Here is an 18,335-nt window from a genome sequence, read left to right as displayed (position 1 = left end):
TTTCAACCTCTCTAAAATAGAATTCCTAAAAAGTAAGTTATTAAGTAAGTCAGTGAACCAACTAGCAACGTTTTTACTCCTGTGATAAATGTCTCTGTCTTAACTTGTTTACCAATTAAGATCTTGTTCTGCTTATAAACGAACGGTACAATTATTACTGTTAACCAAACCGTCTTAGGAGCAATTCCCAAGAACGGTAGGAGGAAGATTACCAAAAATGCTAAAATATTTTTGACACTAAAAGCAATCAAGCCACCTTTTTTACCAATAAAGTGAATAATTGTGGTGCGGTGATTATCCTCGTCCTCTTGGGCATCGCATAAGTTATTAGCTAGCATTAAATTAGAAATCCATAATTCATCAGCTAAAGCTAATAAGAAGATACGACCGATTGTGATCCAGTTCCAATCAAAAGCTTGAAAACTATTGATATAAACACTGAGCAGGACAATCATGAAGCCCATTGTGAAACCAGAGAACAATTCACCTAGTGGCAAGCTAGAAATAGGATGCGGACCAAATGAATATAAATAACCAACCATAAAACAGAACAAGCCCATCCACAATACAGGCAAGCCTACTTTAGCGACTAGATACAAACCTAATAAAATTGCAATAAGACTAAAGGAAATAATTAATCCCAGAACTAAATTAGGTGAAATATTTTCTCGCCCGATAATGTTAGTCTTCTCTTGGTAATTCTTGCTATCTGCGTGATAATAATCACAGTAGTTATCAAACATATCTACTACCATGTTAAATAGTAGCATTGCAATGAAGAAGACTAGGGCAAATCCCCAGTTAACCTGGTGATAATAATACACGCTGTAGCACATCCCTAAGAAAAAGGGAATGACACTAGCGGTTTTTGCTTTAATCTCAATTAATTCTAAAAATACACTTAATGACATCGATCCACATCCTTTCAAAGGATCACTATTCTGTTAACTCTATTATAAGGAAATCTATCATGAATAACTCTCAACCTTGGCAAAAATATCCACTTATTCGTAAACCGCTTGAAGAAGTTAATCAATTAATTCAGGCAACCATCCGCACTCCATATTCAGACTTGCAAGATGCACTCCTTGAAATGGCTAGTAACGGTGGTAAATATTTACGGCCTAGTTTACTAATTTTGTCAGCTCAAATTGCTAGCAAAAAAGAAACTGTATCAAAACAAATTATTCAACTTGCCTCATCAATCGAAATTTTGCATATGGCCTCATTAATTCATGATGATATCATTGACGATTCTGACGAGCGCCGCGGTAAAATTAGCATCCAAGCCCGTTTTGGCAAAGACACCGCAGTTTACGCTGGCGACTTGCTTTTTACGCACTTTTTTGACCTAATTTTGAACGCCATTTCCGAACAAGATTACATGATCAAAAATGCTCACACAATGCATCATTTACTGGCTGGCGAATTAGGCCAAATGGCTGAACGTTTTAACCTAAGCCAAGATTTCAACGACTACTTAACTAATGTTAAAGGAAAGACAGCTGCACTTTTTCGTTTAGCTGCCGAAGAAGGAAGCCATTTTGGCAATGGGGATGAGCAAACTACTCAAGCCCTAGCCTCCTTTGGTGAAAACTTAGGCATTGCTTTTCAAATTGTTGACGACATTCTTGATTACACTGGCGGTAAGCACCTGAACAAGCCAACGCTAGAAGATTTGACTACCGGCGTCTACTCTCTACCTCTTCTGCTAGCTCTTAGCAAAAAGGAATTACGAGAGCAATTAGTACCGCTACTTGAAAAAAAGCGACAAATGAGCAAAAACGATATCGAACAAATCCAAAAGATTTTGCTAAACAGCTCTGTCATCGATGAAACTCACGCTCTAGCTGAACAATATACTAATCGGGCATTGGCTAACCTAGCCCAACTGCCGCAAACTAATGCGACCGTCTTGCTCAAAAAGATGACGCGTAAATTAGTCAATCGAACGCTTTAGTCTTTGCGTCCCAAATGAATCGCACCTGCACCGTAAGTTAACTTAGTAACCGCTACTCGAGTAAAACCATTTTGCTCAAGTAGCTTTTTTAATTGCTCAGCCGAGAGAAATTCTTTACTTGTTTTTGACAAATACTGGTAGTCCTTGATATTACCGTGTGTCAACTTAGCAAAATACGGAAAAATTTTAAAATAAGCTTGCCAGCCCAATTTAACTAATGCATTAGTGGGCTGAGACATTTCTAAAACAGCAAATTGTCCACCCGGCTTAAGTACGCGGTAGCTTTCCTGAATCGTCTTAACAGCGTCAGGGACATTACGCAGACCAAAACAAATAGTTACACAATCAAAGCTATTGGCCGCAAAAGGTAAATTCATTGCATCCCCTGCAATCAACTTTATCTTGGACTGCAGCTGCTTTTGACGAATCTTTTTTTGGGCAATCTTCAACATCTCCTGGTTAAAATCTAGACCAGTCACTAATTTAGCTTTTTTAGCCAAATCAATAGTTGAATCAGCGCTACCACAACACAAATCTAAGCAAATAGAATTTTTATTTAAATCTAACTGCCGTAAAAATTTCTTACGCCAACTCTTTTGAATCCCTAAACTAACAATATTATTCATCAAATCATACTTAGGCGCGACCCTAGTAAATAGGTCATGCACATCTTGTTCTGGCACTTTATTCGTTAGCATAATGAACCTCTATAATCCTAAATCAGCCTTTTTCAATTCACGATAACGCGGCTCTGTCTGCCATAATTTTTCCGGTGTACCCTGCATATTAATTTGTCCATCTTCAATAAAAATTACTTGATCCATCTGATCAATTCCTTGCAAGTGGTGTGTAATCCAAATTAAAGTTTTACCGGATAATTCCTTAATAAACATATTAATTACAGCTTGCTCCGTAATTGGATCCAAGCCAACTGTTGGCTCATCAAGTAAGACAATTGGCGTATTCTTCAGTAAGATTCGCGCTAAGGCTAAACGATGGCGTTCACCACCTGAAAAGCGTAATCCTGCCTCATCTACCTTAGTATCAAGGCCATCCGTTAATTTTTGCACCATCTCGGCCAAACCGACTCGGCGTAAAACATCCCATAATTGTTCATCTGTGGCATCTTCATTACTTAACCGCAAGTTATTAGCAATCGTGGTATTGAACAAGTACGGCGTTTGATTGATGATACTAAAATAGTTGGACATTTGATCACCAAACTTGCTAGTATCAATTCCATTTAAAGTTACTCGGCCTTTAGTAGGTACTCGATCACCTCTGAGCAAGGCAGCTAAAGTACTTTTACCCGCACCACTACGACCCAAAATAGCAATCTTTTCACCATCATGGATATTTAAGTTGATCCCATGCAAAACCTCTTTATTAGTTTGAGGGTAGGCATAATGCACATCAGTTAATACTAAATTAAACGGTGCGGTTAATTTGATTGGTTTATGCTTAGTCCGATCAGGAGCTGGCAAATTATTCAAACGCTTAAGCGAATCTTTGTAGATATTCGTCTCTTGAGCAGCAGTCGGCAAACTGGCAAAAGCCTCAACAGTCGGGAATAATGCCAAAGCAAATGCCGCAATCCAATTAGTATAATAAGTTGAACGCCCGCCAAATCTGGCAGCACCCCAAATTACTAGGCTCACAATTACCAACACCCAGAAGATTTGTAAAACAAAGTCGCGCCAGCGATCAAATTTTTTCATCTTCGCGTTGATTTGCAAAAATTTATCTTGATCATTGACGTGCAAGGCCAAGTATTCTTTGCTGCGTCCAGACAAAATCCAGTCATCTACTCCCATCACATTATCAGTCAAATCAACGTAGAGCTTGTCTTGAACCTTTTTTTCATAGCTTTGCCGCGCACCATTGATTAAGACTGACCAAATAGGAATAGCAAAAATAATCAAGAAAAACAGGATCAACATCCAAATGCCCATCAGTGGGGAAATGATGCCTAAGCCAATTACGATAATTGCATACAAGCCCCAAGCTACAAACATTGGAAAGATCGTTCTTAGGTAAAAGTTTTGAATATGGCTGACATCATCAGACAAAAGTCCCAGAATATTTCCTAGCTGATACTTACTATTAAAAATAGTCGCATCGCGCTCCAATGAGTCATAAAGCTGTTGTCTAAATTTGGAGGTCATTTTGAGCACCCAATTGTGACTAACCAGCCGCTCAAAATAACGGACAGCTGGCCGCGTAATCCCAAATGCTCTAGTTAAGACAATTGGCACATAGATTAACAAAATATTTTCAGGTTTAGCTGCTGAACGGCTGATTAAATAGCCAGCACAGAACATCAAGCCCCCGCCACAGACGAAAGTTAAAATGCCCAGTGCAATCGCCAAAATCAACGTTTTACGATATTTTTCCAAATATGGGCGAACCCAACGATCATTTTTTAATGCTCTTAAAACCGGAATCTTATTGATCATTGTTTTCACCTCTCATTCCTGCCATTAACTTGCAGAAGTAGCCTTGATTCTTTTGCAATTGCTCATAACTTCCTTGCTCAACCAATTGACCGTGATCCATCACTAGAATATAATCCATTTCTTTTAACCAATGCAGTCTGTGAGTCGCAAATAAGACCAGTTTATTTTGCATTAATGGCATCATCCGCTTCTTTAAGTCAATTTCTGTTTCGATATCTAAGTGAGCAGTCGGCTCATCGAAGATCATAATTTTTCGCTTAGGATCCAAAAATGCTCTCGCTAAGGCAATTCTTTGTGACTGACCTCCAGACAAGACACGCTTACCGCGGCCAATCACCGTATCAAGTCCGTTAGGCAAATCATTTAACAAGGCATCCAGACCCATGATATGAATCGCCTGCTTAATTTCATCATCACTTGCCTGCGGATTATAAAAAGCAATATTTTCACGCAAGCTCTTAGTAAAAACGTATGGCTCCTGCGGAATATAGGTCATTTGACGCTGCCAAGCAGGAATATTCATGGTCGTAGTTTCTTGCCCCTGTAGTTCAATTTGCGCTTGATCCGGAGTCAAAAAGCCGCTGAGCAGGTTAATTAAACTAGTTTTACCAGATCCGCTCATTCCGATAATGCCAATTTTCTTGAATCCTTGGACTTGTAATGAAACCGGTCCAATTTCGGTTTCCTTTTGATAAGTAAACTTCAAGTTCTTGATCTTCAATTGATCTTGAGCTGACCAAGTTTTTAAAGGTAAATCATTAGTTTTTTCCTCTGGCAGATTAATCAATTCGTTGATCCGCTTAAAGGCATTTTTACCATTCAAGGTTGCATGGAAATCCCCCGCAAAATCTCGAATTGGCAAAAAATAATCTGGCGCCAGAATCAGAATTCCTAAAGCAGGAAAAAGTGCAATTTTACCATTCATCAAGTCAAAACCAAGAAAAACAGCAATGATTGCAATAGACAAGGTAGTGAAAAAGTCTAAGGCAAAAGTTGAAAGCATTGCTACTTTTAGCACCGCCATCGTCTTTTTTCTAAAACCCTCACTCAAGTTAAAAATTGACTTGGAATATCTTTTACTCAGGCCTAAATACTTCAGCGTATCAATTCCCCTTAAAGAATCAATAAAGTTATTAGATAAAACCTGAAAGTTACCAAATTGTTTAATTGCTCGATCCTGTGCAGCATGACCTAGGATAATCATGAATAAGACAATTAAAGGATACATGACTAGCAGAATCACAGCTGATGTCCAGCTTAAAAACAGCATGCCGACAAAGATTAAAACTGGCACAATCATCATTGTTAAAACTTTGCTGTAGATTAACTTGATGTATTGCCTGACCTCATCAACACCATCTAGGGACATAGTAATCAAACTACCGGTTCCTTGTTTTTGTACTAAAGCCTGTCCATCACGAAAGACTTTATTTAAGAGCTGCTGTCTTAATTCTTCTGCAACCCGACCGGAATATTTTTCTAACATTGAATCTCTCAGTGTGCTGATCAATTGTCTGGCGATAAAGCAAGCTGCAAAAGTAATTAGTAGTAGCCAATCGAGAGGTTGACCTGCCCACAATTTGCTTAAGACTGACGCTAGTGCCAAGGCTTGTCCTACTATAAAAAAAGCTTGCAGAATCTCAAGCCCTGCAAGTTTTTTTAAGATTGAACCAGCGCCATCAATTTTAAATAGCTGTTTATCAATCATTATTTAACCTCTCCGATTCTTGGCATTGAAATCCGCTTGCGGAAAATCCAATATGCCCAGATGGTGTAAGCCAAGACACATGGTACCAAGATGCAAGTAGCAACAGTCATAACAATCAAAGTGTAGTTAGATGATGATGCACTATGAATAAGCAAATCATACTTGCTACTGATTGATGAAATCATTACTCTTGGGAATAAGCCACAGAAGATTAATGCAACCAATGAGATCAGAGTTAATCCACTGCAAGCTAAAGCCATTCCTTGCTTATTGATAAAGGTAGCTACATGTGCTGCCACAGAGAAGCCGACAATTAATACTAAACATATTAAAGTTGCAATTGGATGTACTCTCATGAAGTCGGTTTGGAAAATCAATAATAAAGCAAAGACCACTTCACCGACGTAGAGTACCCAGTATAAAGCTTGTGCATAGTTTTGTGCTCTATCTGAAATAACGCCCTTAGTTTTAATAGTAATATAGTTTAAGCCGTGTAAATAGCAAAGAAGTGTTAAAGCAATACCACCAACGATTGAGAACCAGTTAAAGTAGTCAAAGAAGCTAGCTGAAATATTGCCTTTAGCATCGATTGGCATCCCTTTAATCATTGAGATAAACATTACCCCAAAGAGAAAGGTGGCCATTACGCTACCGATCGCCATTGCATTATCCCAAATATTCTTTTGATATGGAGCACATTTTGCTCTAAATTCAAATGACACACCACGAATAATTAAGCCAACTAAGATCAATAATAAAATTAAATAGTAACCTGAGAATAAGGTTGCATACCAGTATGGGAATGATGCAAACATTGCACCACCAGCAGTAATCAACCAAACTTCATTACCATCCCAAACTGGTCCAATTGTGCTAACAATTTGATCTCTTTCAGATTCATTATGAGCTAATGTCTTCACAGCCATTCCTACCCCGAAGTCAAATCCATCGAGGAAGAAGAAGCCTGAGAACAATACTCCAATTAAAATGAACCAAAGTATTTGTAAAAATGACATTTTAGATGGCCCCCTTTGAGAACGGATCAACTACTTTGCTTGCTTCTTGAGCCTTATCATATTCATCTGGATCGTTGTGCAAGAAGCGAACAACCAATGCAATCATGATAATTGCCAAAACAGTAAACAAGCAGAAGTAAACAATATTTGAAGTCAAAAGTGAAGCCACTGAAACATTCGGTGAAACACTTTGATCAATAGTGAATAGACCATAAACTGTCCATGGTGCACGGCCTAGTTCAGTGATTAACCAACCAGCAGTATTGACCAGGAATGGTGAGAATGTAAGAAGTGCGAAGATCCATAATAGCCAACGATGGTTATAAAGGGTTTCTTTATTCTTACGAGTCATGATTAAACCAACAATTGCCATCAAGAATAATAATGCAGCAAAACCACACATTACTCTGAAGGACCAGAATAAAGTATTAACTGGTACATAGTAGTCCATCTTGCGACCATCAATATGTGTACCATACTTCTTTTCAAGTTCTTTGTTAATTTCTTCCATACCTTTTACAGAACCAGTAGTCTTGTGGTAAGAAAGAATACTTAACATGTCTGGAATATCAATTCCCTTAACTTCATGGGTCTTTGGATTAGCAATTGCAACTACCGTCCATGGAGCCTTTTCTCCAGTTGTCTTATAAACAGCTTCAGTTGCGGCGAACTTCATTGGTTGATCATGCAAAGTATATTGCATTTGCATATCACCCACAGCAATTTCACCAGCTGAGAAAATTAACATTAAGATTAAGCCTAAACGCATTGTCTTACGATAGATCTTCTTGTTAATGTCTGAAAGGTTACGTTTCTTCAATAGTTGGAAAGCAGCTAACCCAGTCAAAATTGTAGTACCAGTTAAAAGTGCACCAACAATTACGTGACCATATTCATACATTAATTGTGGATTCTTAAGAAGTGCTCCAAAGTCAGCCATTTCGGCACGACCGTTGCGTAAAGCAAAGCCGACGGGATGCTGCATGAAGGAGTTTGCTGTTAAAATCCATAATGCAGAAGTCATTGTCCCAAAGACGATCATCCATCCAAAGAATAAGTGTAATTTCTTCCCCACTTTATCCCAAGTAAACATCCACAAACCAATAAAGGTAGATTCAATAAAGAATGACAGCAATGCTTCAAAAGCAAGTGGAGCACCAAAGATGTCCCCCATGAATCTAGAATAATCGGACCAATTCATACCAAATTGGAATTCTTGAATGATACCGGTTACAACACCAACGGCAAAACTCAATAAAAAGATATTAGCCCAAAACTTGGTCATCTTTTTATATTCAGGCTTGCCTGTATGAACATACATTGATTCCATAATTGCGACAACGAATATCGTACCAATTGAAAATGGCACGAAGAAAAAGTGAAAGATCGTCGTCATAGCAAATTGGAATCTTGCTAAACTAGTAATATCCATTTTTACGCCCCCATATTCTGACTTGCATTACTAGTCTCTGTCATTAATAATAACAAATATTATTTTGTCCAATTTAAGTTTACTGCTACTTAAATTTACTTGCAAGGAGGCAAGTAATGCGCTTTCAATAGCGTTATCTTATTTTTAAGTCACTTTCCATTTATAATTATAGCATTGTCAAATATAGATTTAATTATTCCAAAAAAAGAGTACTAAAAAAGGACCAAAATGGTCCTCTTTTTCTTCATTTTTCTACGATTTTATTATTTTTATCATAAAAATATTTTGATTTTTTTTAAATTTATTTATTAGTTATTTTATGTCTATTACACTTTTAGCTGATTGGTAAGGCTCTGTGTAGTTTTCATCTTTATATTCAACTCTTCCAAATTCGGGGAAATAAGACTCAAATATAATAAACTTGAAGCAAAGATTTCTGCAAATAGTGAATTAATAGCACCATAGCGCAATAACTTCTCATTTGATGGCAATGTAATTACTGTATCAGCCATATTCTTTAGTGGTGAATCTTGTATACGAGTCACTGCAACTATCTTGGCATTATTTTTTTGCGCCTGCTTTGCCATTAGCAATGGTTCTTGAGTTAATCCACTGTAGGAAAAAACGATTAGTATATCTTCTTTATTAATATTTGCTACTTGTTCTAAAGCAATATGTGAACTTTGAACGAAATTAACATTCTTTCCGCTACGAATTAATTTATAAAACAAATCTTGAGCAGCAAGACCAGATGCTCCTTCTCCTGCAACATATATCTGTTGTGCTGATCGCATTAAATCTACTGCAGCATCTAAAGATTTATGATCTATTGTTTTACCAATGTCTGCAATATTTTTTCCTAAGCTAAGTTGCAATTTATAAAGCACGCTTGTTGGTTCATCATTTGTATTGATAATCGTATCTACCATAGCATCTTGTTTATTAGGCATTTCTTGCGCACAAGCTATTTGAAAATCCTTAAAACCTTTAAAGCCCAAATTTCTGCAAAAGCGAACGACTGATGCACCACTTGTTTGGGTAATGGTACCTAATTCCTGTAAATTTTTATTTAGAAAAATTCTTGGTTCTTTAAAATAAACATCTGCAATTAACTTAGAAGTCTTATTCAAATTAGGATATACATCTGAAATCTTATTTGCCAAATTAAGCATAATATCACCTTTCTTCTATGTCAGCCTTCTAAAAATAATTTTCGTACTCGAATCAATAAAATCAAGCAACTTCACATACTCAGGTGAAATAAAACCAATCACATTACTACGTGCTTCAAAAGGTAAATTTGACTTAATCAGACTAACTTCACCACTATATCTTTGAGCTAATTTGTTTTGCATTGTAATAGTGCCCCTATGCCTATTTAAAGTATTACAAATTGGAATATCAGGTTTTCTAGGCAAACTTAAGCGAATCAGCTTTTCTGGCATGTCCTTTCTTACTTCAATCACTTGATCATACAGCTGTTGATATTGTGGCAATAGCGAACATTCTATGTTTAAAATATTATCTTTTTGATAATCTACAATATACTGAAGATTTTTGATTGACGCCTTGCTATCGCCAATAAACACATCATCCACATTTGCTTCATGAATTAATTCAACAGCTGCAACGTAAGGCGAAACCCCACGATGCTTTTCTACAGTTGGCAAGCCTTCATATAGTGGGAAACGTTTAAGTGCATCCCCAGGAACAAAAGCTTGAGTTCTTAAGCCATAGTCCTTTAACATCCAATTTTTACGTTTAAAATCTGTCCACCCCATCCCTGTGTCTGTATGCGGATAGAAATTATATGTTAAAGCTAATTTATCAAAATCAACCCCTGCATTTCTGGCACGATCTAAATAGTCCAGTGACACAACACTTGCATTTAATAAAATAAAGAAATTTTTTTGTAGCTTTTTGATTAAATCAAAGTCATCAAAACCATAATCTAATCTTAAAGCCTTGAATCCCTTATCTTTTAAAGCTTCAAAATCGCCTTCTTTAATTCCTAGCTTTTCCAAAGTTGCTGGAGAAACATCGGGATTTACTTCAAGCCCCAATTCATTACACAGTTCAAAGAATCGAGGTAATTTTTGATCCAGATCTGAATAATCTTCTTCTGGAATCTGAAGTGACGTAAAAATATATTTTGCTCCAGCTTGAGCTGCTTTTTTCAAATAATTTTCATCATAATCTTGAAAATATACAGATATTCCTAGCATAACATTTCCTTTCTTATAAAATAAAAGCCATTCATAGTGAATGACTTTTATTTTTAGAATCAATTATTTTCTTTCAAAACACTGCTTACATTATTTTCATGTTCTTTAAGTAATAACTCTGCCTTTTCCTTAGCTAAACCTGTTTTAGCCATTACAATTGCTAAACCAACATCTTTATCAGCATCCCTTAAAATTTTTGCTGCTTTTTCTAAGGAAACATTTGTAGTAGTTTGAATGATTCTTTCAGCACGTTCAACTAACTTTTCATTCGTTGGCAAAACATCAATCATCACATTTTGATATACCTTACCCTGGCGAATCATAATCCCTGTTGAAATCATATTCAAAATCATCTTTTGTGCAGTGCCAGCCTTCATTCTAGTAGAACCTGTAATTACTTCTGCACCAGTAACAGCTTCAATTGCAATATTTGCATATTGACCAATCAAACTGTGTTTAACACAAGCAATCGCAATAGTAGCCGCACCAACTTTTTGAGCATAATCCAGCCCACCAATTACATAAGGAGTCCTACCACTAGCTGCTAAGCCTATCACTACATCTTTTTCTGATAAATCAAGCTTTTTAAGGTCCTCAGCTGCTAATTTAGGATCATCTTCTGCTCCTTCGACAGCCACATACATTGCACCTTTACCGCCAGCAATTAAACCTATTGCACGTTCTGGTTTAATTCCATAGGTTGGGACAAGCTCCGCCGCATCTAAAACACCTAATCTTCCACTAGTTCCTGCACCAATATAGATCAATCTGCCGCCTTGTTGGTAACGTGCGGAGCCAATATCAATCGCTTGAGCAATTTCTTCATCTTGAGTTCCTACTGCTTCTGCAACTTTTTTATCCTCTTCATTGATTGTCTTTACCATATCTAATGTAGACATAGAATCAATATGCATAGTATTTTTATTTCGTTGCTCAGTAGTCAAATTTTCAAGTGACATTTATATCATTTTCTTTCTAAAAATTATTTTGTCATTGCCTTAAAGACAACTTGACCTGCCTTAACTGGTGAATCTTCTACTTTTGATACCTGATCAATATGATCCATATTAGCAATAATAGTTAAAACCACTGGGTCTTTTCCTGCCTTTTTAATTGCAGCGATATCCATTGTACCTATTTTTTCACCAGCATTAACTAGATCACCTGGTTTAACGTCAATTTCAAATGGAGCACCCTTTAATTCAACTGTATCTAATCCTAAATGCATTAAAACATCTAAGTTCCCTTTACTAGTTTTCAATGTAATTGCATGTTTAGTATTCATTACTGTATCAATTTTACCGTCTACTGGCGCAACCACTGTACCATTTGAAGGATCAATAGCAAAACCATCACCTAGCATCTTTTGTGAAAAAACGTCATCCTTTACTTCTTCAATTTTTTCTAAGTCACCTGAAACAGGAGCTTCAAAAGAAATTTCAACCTTTTCACTAGGCATATTCAAATTATCAGCATGCTTTTCAGCAGCTCTTCTTTCGGAAACTTCAGGAGTAGGATTTTCAACTTTGCCTTTAATAGCATCTTTAGGAACACCCCAGAAATAAGTTGCAACAAATCCACCAGCATATGCGGATAAAAGCCCAATACAGTATGCCCACCACATATTGTTAGCAATTAATGGAATTAAAGCAACACCTGAAGGACCGATAGCAATTGAACCAACGTGACCAAATGCGGCAACAACGGCACCACCAATACCACCACCAACACAGGCAGTAATAAATGGTCTACCTAAAGGAAGAGTAACACCATAAATTAATGGTTCACCAACTCCCAAAATACCTACAGGTAACGCACCTTTAATCAATCTTACTAAATCCTTGTTTTTACGACATTTAGCCCAAAGGGCAATTGCAGCACCAACTTGACCAGCACCAGCCATTGCCAGAATAGGAAGTAATGGTGTATAACCCATTTTTTGAATCATTGATAAATGGATCGGTGTAAGGATTTGGTGTAATCCGAGCATAACCATTGGTAAGAAGAACAACCCAAGGATGAATCCAGCAACAGGACCACCAACATCGAGCACCCAATTAATACCACCTACTAATGAATTAGAAATCCAACCAGCAATCGGCATAATTGCAAATACTGTGAATAGTCCCATAATCAGGACAGTAAAGAACGGCGTAAATATAATATCCACGGAATCTGGAATATGTTTATGGAACCATTTTTCTACATAAGACAAAAGCCATACAGCAAGTAAAACACCAATAATACCACCTTGGCCTGCTGCTAGCGGCTTACCATCTAATACATTTGGAATAGTAACCGGTGCAGCAATCCCAGGAAGCAAAACGACACCGCCGATGATACCACCTAGAGCAGGAGTAGCTCCAAATTCTTTAGCAGTATTAATACCTACATAAATGTTCAAATATGCAAACAATGCACTAGCAATCATACTGAGAATAGTAACGCCTAAGTTCCAGCTACCAGGCAACATCTTAGCCGTCAACATATTTCGAAGGATACCAGCAACACCTGAAATTAAACCAGCACCAATAAATGCAGGAATAAGTGGAATGAAGATAGCGGAAATATGGCCTAAAGCTTTACGCCACCATGTTTGTTTCAACTGTGCCTTATGTTGAGCATGTACTTCTGCAGCTTTTGCTTGAACTTCAGACTTTTCGCTCTGGTAAGTGCTGGTTGGGAATTCTTCGTTTTCTTTCACTCCCACTTGGCTAACCATATCTTGTGCAACTTTAGCATTAACCCCAGAACCTAGGACAATTTCCAACGTGTCCGCATTTACTACGCCTAAAACTCCGTCAATATCTTTCAAGCCTTGAATATCTACTTTAGAGTTATCCCGGATCTTAATTCTTAGGCGTGTCATGCAATGATACATTGACTTAACATTATTAGGTCCACCGATATTTGCATAAATCTCGCGTCCTAATTCTGAATATTTATCAGCCATCGTCTTACCCTCCTTATAGAAAATAGTTGATTTGTTTACCTCGCGACTTTTCATGTAAGCTCTTACATAGTAAGAATATTCTCTTTGAAATAAAAATTCAATATTAATTACAAAATATTGATTTTGTATTTTATATAAATTAAAAATTCATATTTTCTTTTAAAAATTATAAAATCATAAGTTCTACAAAAAAGCCACATGCTCTACTTTGCATGTGGCTCATTAACCTAATTTTTCTTCAATTTTCGATCTCGATACAGTTGATTCAACACAATTGAGACTACAATGACAATAATCGAAACAACGTAAACGGCTTTTAAACCGCCTAACAGGACCTGCCGCAGTTGCGGCACTACATTAGCAGCCAAACTTTTAGCGTTTTCTGCCGAAACAATTTTATTCATCATTTCCTGATTCAACCCAGGTCTCTTATTTAATCCATGAGCTACCATCGTGTTAAAAGCAATCCCGTAGATAGAAACCATCATTGTCTGTCCCAGATACTTCATCAGCGTATTAAACGAAGTGGCAACACCTATATCATCCTTAGGTACCAAAACCTGCGATCTCACCTGTGAAGCTGTCGTAATCGCACCAAAGGCGGTCCCATTAAAGGCAGCAATAACACAGAAGACCCAGAATGATGTGTAAATCGGCACTAAAATCAAAACCAAATCGGCCACAACTAAAACCAATAACATATAATCATATGTCTTTTTAATCCCCCAGCGGCCGAGCATTCCACCAATCAAGAATGAACCCACAATCCACATTAATGAACTAGGCGTTACAGCAAAACCGGCTAGAGATGGATTAGTACCATTAATACCTTGCATCCAGGTAGGAATGTAAAATTCAAAGCCGATTACTACGCCAGAAATCAATAACGTAATCAGGTTAATTGCAAGGAACTCCTTATCTTTTAACATAGTGAGTGGCATTATTGGATCAACTGCGCGCTTTTCTGCTCTAAAGAACATAATTATACTAATTACCACTAAAACGGCTAGAGCGGCCATTATGGCGATATTAGTGTTTGAACCTAAATCTTGTAAGAAAAACATCAAAGCTAGCAATAAAATTACTAACCAAATGGTTCCCTGCAAATCTAACTTAGACTTAGAGCTATGTTTAGGCTCTTGCAAACAAAAAATTACGAGCAAAAAGGCAATTATCCCAATTGGCACATTGATGTAGAAAACCCAGTGCCAGGATAGATGCTGAACTATAAAGCCACCTAATAGCGGTGCAATAACTGATGCTACTCCCCAAAAACCAGAGTTAAGACCTAACATTTTCGCTCTTTTTTGCAGAGCATATAAATCCGCAATAATGGTGATGGCAACTGGCTGAACCGCGCCAGAACCCAATCCCTGAATTACTCTGAATAAGATAAGCTCCACCATATTTTGTGCAAGTCCACACAGCGATGAGCCTATGACAAACAACGCAATTCCAAACAAAAAAACTGGCTTCCGCCCAATGCTATCCGCCAGTTTTCCATATAAAGGAGTTGAAACGGCCGTCATTAGCAAGAAAATTGATACAACCCAATTCATAATCTCGAGCCCATCTAGGTCAGAAACTATGGTTGGCATTGCAGTAGAAACAATTGTCCCTTCAATGGCAGTCATAAAAGTTGTCATAAAAATCGCAAGCGTGACTATAGGCACGTTTGTTTTTTTCATTCTTTTTTACTTCCTCTTTTTATTTATTGCTCATTTTTAATATAATCAAGCAAATCTTGTGTTTTATCAGTCTTTTCCCATGGCAAATCAACGTCTGTTCTACCAAAGTGACCGTATGCGGCCGTTTGTTCATAGATTGGACGACGAAGGTCAAGCATCTTAATGATACCGGCTGGACGAAGATCAAAAACATTGCGTACTGCTTCAGTTAACAAATCATCGTCAACCTTACCAGTACCCGCAGTATCAATCATAATTGAAACTGGGTGAGCTACACCAATTGCATAAGCCAATTGAACTTCACAGCGATAAGCAAGGCCGGCAGCCACAATATTTTTAGCGACATAACGAGCTGCATAACTAGCTGAACGGTCAACCTTTGTTGGATCCTTACCTGAAAATGCACCACCGCCGTGGCGAGCGTAACCACCATAGGTATCAACGATAATCTTACGACCAGTTAAACCAGAATCGCCCTTTGGACCTCCAATAACAAAACGCCCTGACGGATTAATCAAAAACTTAGTCTTTTCATCTAGGTACTTGGCCGGAATAACTTCCTTAATGACTAAATCAATCATTGCCCGATGGATTTCTTCATTAGAAACTTCTGCATCAGTTTGAGTAGAGATAACAACAGTATCCACTCTTAATGGCTTATTGTTTCCATCATATTCAACAGTAACTTGAGCCTTAGCATCCGGACGAAGCCAATCTAAAGTATGGTCTTTTCTCAAAGCAGCAACACGTCTCATTAAACGATGAGCAAGCGAAATTGGTAATGGCATGAGTTCAGGTGTCTCTTTAATCGCAAAGCCAAACATCAAACCTTGGTCACCAGCACCAATTTGATCCAATTCATCGTTATCAGACTTGTTTTCTCTAGTTTCAAGTGAGTGATCAACCCCACCGGCAATATCAGGTGATTGCTCATCGATGTCAACCATCACAGCACAGTTATTGCCATCAAAACCTAATTCTGGACGATCATAGCCGATCTTCAAAATAGTCTTCCGCACTACATCTTGAATATCAACATAAGCGTTGGTAGAAATTTCACCAAAGACAAAAACCATCCCAGTAGTTACGATTGTTTCACAAGCTACGTGTGAATTAGGATCCTTCTTTAACATCGCGTCTAAAATTGCATCAGAAATCTGATCAGCAACTTTATCCGGATGTCCTTCAGAAACTGATTCTGAAGTAAACAAACGTCTTTCCATATTAGTCCCCCTATATAGACATTAGCTATTCGGTTACAAGGCATCTTCACTAATCATAGTGAATCCTCTCAGGACTTGAACCGATAAAATAATAATTTTGCTTGTTCGTTCTTTTTGCATAAAAAAAGACTACCGCGGCGGCGGTAGTCCCGAACAATGGAGGATACAGGGCTCGAACCTGTGACCTCCTGCTTGTAAGGCAGATGCTCTCCCAGCTGAGCTAATCCTCCATTAGTGACCCGTACGGGATTTGAACCCATGTTACGGCCGTGAAAGGGCCGTGTCTTAACCACTTGACCAACGGGTCATATCTCTTAATCAAGAGCACTTTATTATAATAACTAATCATGTTTTAAAAGTCAAGAACTTTTTTTATTTATTTTTATTAGTTATTACCACCGTGATCTCTCAATCACAACGTTTATTATATTACCTGATAATCCCTAATTATGCAATAGTTATTTTAAAAAAATTTCAAATAATTTTTGATAATTCGCTTTCATCCAGTAATAATAACTAATTCCATTAGGCATTGTTTCCCTTACATCGAGAACTGGAATATTATGTTGCTCTGCTAGTTTAACCATGCCACTAACTGTACTACTTGATGCTTGAATATTATTAACAAAGAAAGCAATTTTTCTAGCTTTAATTTTGACTTGCATCTCATGAATAACTTGCGCACTCGGATCCGTTTCATTTTCTACAGCTTCTTCAAATGCCTGATTGCCAATCTTAAAATGACACCGTTCTAGTGCATAATCAAACACGGGCTCACTAACATAAACCGGTTTATCTTCACGCCCATTAATTTTAGCAGCAATTTTCTTTATACTATCAATCTTTTGCAAATAGCTTGCAGCATTAGACTTAAAATATGCTGCATGTTTTGGATCAATTTCACTTGCTGTTTTAACTAGATAATCAACATACTTTTTAGGCATGTTTAAGTTATACCAAATATGAGGATTATCCCCCTGTTTTAATCCCATCAATTGATTACCAACTTTAACCACATGAATATCATTAGCATTGGCTAAATTAGTCATCCAGTCATCATATCCTAGACCGTTGGCAATAACAATATTAGCATTAGCTACTTCTTTGGCAGAGCCAGTCGTAGGCTCAAAATCATGTGGATCTGTATCGCCGTTTTTTATAATAGCTTGTACATGACCATGTTTACCAACTATATTTTTAGCAATATCTGCATAAATATTAGTAGAAGTTACAATATTAACTCTATGCTTAGCAGTATTCTCTTCTCCCTTTGTCGAACAAGCGGAAAATGTTATAGCTAATAGAGATATTAAAAATAGAAATGGAATTAGTTTTCGTAGCTTCACGATATTTCCTCCCTTTCTCCATTATATATGAAAAATTAGGTAGAAAAAAAGGAACTATGTTAACATAGTTCCAATTCATATATATTTACGGAATGTGAGGGATTTGAACCCTCGATACAGGTATAAGCCCGTATACATGATTTCCAATCATGCTCCTTAAGCCGCTCGGACAACATTCCATACAAAGTACTCCGGCTGTCAGACTCGAACTGACGACATCTTGATTAACAGTCAAGCGCTCTACCAACTGAGCTAAGCCGGAATATTAAAAAAGAGCACGGCAGCTTCCTTTCCTCGCAGGCAGTTGCCCACCAACTACTTTCGGCGT

General features: G+C 37.4%; 14 protein-coding genes, 4 tRNA genes and 1 riboswitch. Of the genes, 1 reads left to right on the top strand and 17 read right to left on the bottom strand.

Features of this window, described 5'->3' with window-relative positions:
- Positions 1-11: 11 nt before the first annotated feature.
- The gene (locus tag CP352_RS03610; RefSeq protein WP_013086780.1) at positions 12-911 is read right to left on the bottom strand and encodes a prenyltransferase; all 900 of its coding nucleotides are present in this window, start codon (positions 909-911) and stop codon (positions 12-14) included.
- A 59-nt stretch (positions 912-970) separates the two neighbouring features.
- Between CP352_RS03610 and CP352_RS03605 the strand changes: the two genes are divergently transcribed.
- Positions 971-1,960: a polyprenyl synthetase family protein gene (locus CP352_RS03605; RefSeq protein ID WP_089143091.1), complete on the top strand. Its 990-nt coding sequence runs from the start codon at positions 971-973 to the stop codon at positions 1,958-1,960.
- On the opposite strand, the gene ubiE is transcribed toward CP352_RS03605, so the two are convergent.
- The 16 genes from ubiE to CP352_RS03525 form a co-directional block, all read right to left on the bottom strand.
- Positions 1,957-2,658, bottom strand: a complete 702-nt coding sequence (gene ubiE / locus CP352_RS03600) for a bifunctional demethylmenaquinone methyltransferase/2-methoxy-6-polyprenyl-1,4-benzoquinol methylase UbiE (protein WP_089143090.1) — start codon at positions 2,656-2,658, stop codon at positions 1,957-1,959. The genes CP352_RS03605 and ubiE overlap by 4 nt on opposite strands.
- Before the next feature lie 9 nt (positions 2,659-2,667).
- Positions 2,668-4,416, bottom strand: coding sequence for a thiol reductant ABC exporter subunit CydC (gene cydC, locus CP352_RS03595; protein WP_089143089.1), 1,749 nt, complete (start codon positions 4,414-4,416; stop codon positions 2,668-2,670).
- Complete coding sequence (gene cydD / locus CP352_RS03590) at positions 4,406-6,124, bottom strand: thiol reductant ABC exporter subunit CydD (protein WP_089143088.1); 1,719 nt, start codon at positions 6,122-6,124, stop codon at positions 4,406-4,408. The genes cydC and cydD overlap by 11 nt, the downstream gene beginning before the upstream one ends.
- Positions 6,124-7,140, bottom strand: coding sequence for a cytochrome d ubiquinol oxidase subunit II (cydB, locus tag CP352_RS03585; protein ID WP_023488686.1), 1,017 nt, complete (start codon positions 7,138-7,140; stop codon positions 6,124-6,126). Before cydB ends, cydD begins: the two co-directional genes overlap by 1 nt.
- A gap of 1 nt (position 7,141) precedes the next feature.
- On the bottom strand, positions 7,142-8,572 hold the full coding sequence (locus CP352_RS03580) for a cytochrome ubiquinol oxidase subunit I (RefSeq protein WP_035443699.1): 1,431 nt from the start codon (positions 8,570-8,572) through the stop codon (positions 7,142-7,144).
- A 326-nt stretch (positions 8,573-8,898) separates the two neighbouring features.
- Complete coding sequence (locus CP352_RS03575) at positions 8,899-9,744, bottom strand: MurR/RpiR family transcriptional regulator (protein ID WP_065989732.1); 846 nt, start codon at positions 9,742-9,744, stop codon at positions 8,899-8,901.
- A 15-nt stretch (positions 9,745-9,759) separates the two neighbouring features.
- Entirely contained in the window at positions 9,760-10,797 is a 1,038-nt protein-coding gene (locus CP352_RS03570) for a MupG family TIM beta-alpha barrel fold protein (RefSeq protein WP_089143087.1), read from the bottom strand.
- Positions 10,798-10,856: 59 nt separating this feature from the next.
- Entirely contained in the window at positions 10,857-11,756 is a 900-nt protein-coding gene (murQ, locus tag CP352_RS03565; protein ID WP_089143086.1) for an N-acetylmuramic acid 6-phosphate etherase, read from the bottom strand.
- 23 nt (positions 11,757-11,779) lie between these two features.
- Positions 11,780-13,750 carry a glucose PTS transporter subunit IIA gene (locus tag CP352_RS03560; protein ID WP_013086790.1) on the bottom strand — a complete coding sequence of 657 codons (1,971 nt, stop codon included), beginning with the start codon at positions 13,748-13,750 and terminating at the stop codon, positions 11,780-11,782.
- A 227-nt stretch (positions 13,751-13,977) separates the two neighbouring features.
- Entirely contained in the window at positions 13,978-15,438 is a 1,461-nt protein-coding gene (locus CP352_RS03555) for an MDR family MFS transporter (RefSeq protein ID WP_089143085.1), read from the bottom strand.
- Positions 15,439-15,461: 23 nt separating this feature from the next.
- Positions 15,462-16,661 (bottom strand): methionine adenosyltransferase, encoded by a 1,200-nt coding sequence (metK, locus tag CP352_RS03550; protein WP_089143084.1) that lies wholly within the window; start codon positions 16,659-16,661, stop codon positions 15,462-15,464.
- A riboswitch (SMK box riboswitch) is annotated at positions 16,659-16,747 on the bottom strand. It overlaps the preceding gene by 3 nt.
- 71 nt (positions 16,748-16,818) lie before the next feature.
- Positions 16,819-16,891: transfer RNA gene (locus tag CP352_RS03545), tRNA-Val, on the bottom strand.
- 5 nt (positions 16,892-16,896) lie between these two features.
- Positions 16,897-16,968 (bottom strand) — tRNA-Glu (locus CP352_RS03540).
- A gap of 151 nt (positions 16,969-17,119) precedes the next feature.
- Positions 17,120-18,007, bottom strand: a complete 888-nt coding sequence (locus tag CP352_RS03535; protein WP_089149939.1) for a metal ABC transporter solute-binding protein, Zn/Mn family — start codon at positions 18,005-18,007, stop codon at positions 17,120-17,122.
- Positions 18,008-18,095: 88 nt separating this feature from the next.
- Positions 18,096-18,186, bottom strand: a tRNA-Ser gene (locus tag CP352_RS03530).
- Between the two features lie 10 nt (positions 18,187-18,196).
- A tRNA-Asn gene (locus CP352_RS03525) sits at positions 18,197-18,269 on the bottom strand.
- Positions 18,270-18,335: the final 66 nt, after the last annotated feature.

The organism is Lactobacillus sp. UMNPBX1, assembly GCF_002554085.1.
Classification (GTDB): Bacteria; Bacillota; Bacilli; order Lactobacillales; family Lactobacillaceae; genus Lactobacillus; species Lactobacillus crispatus.
This window is presented reverse-complemented; position numbering and strand designations above follow the sequence as displayed.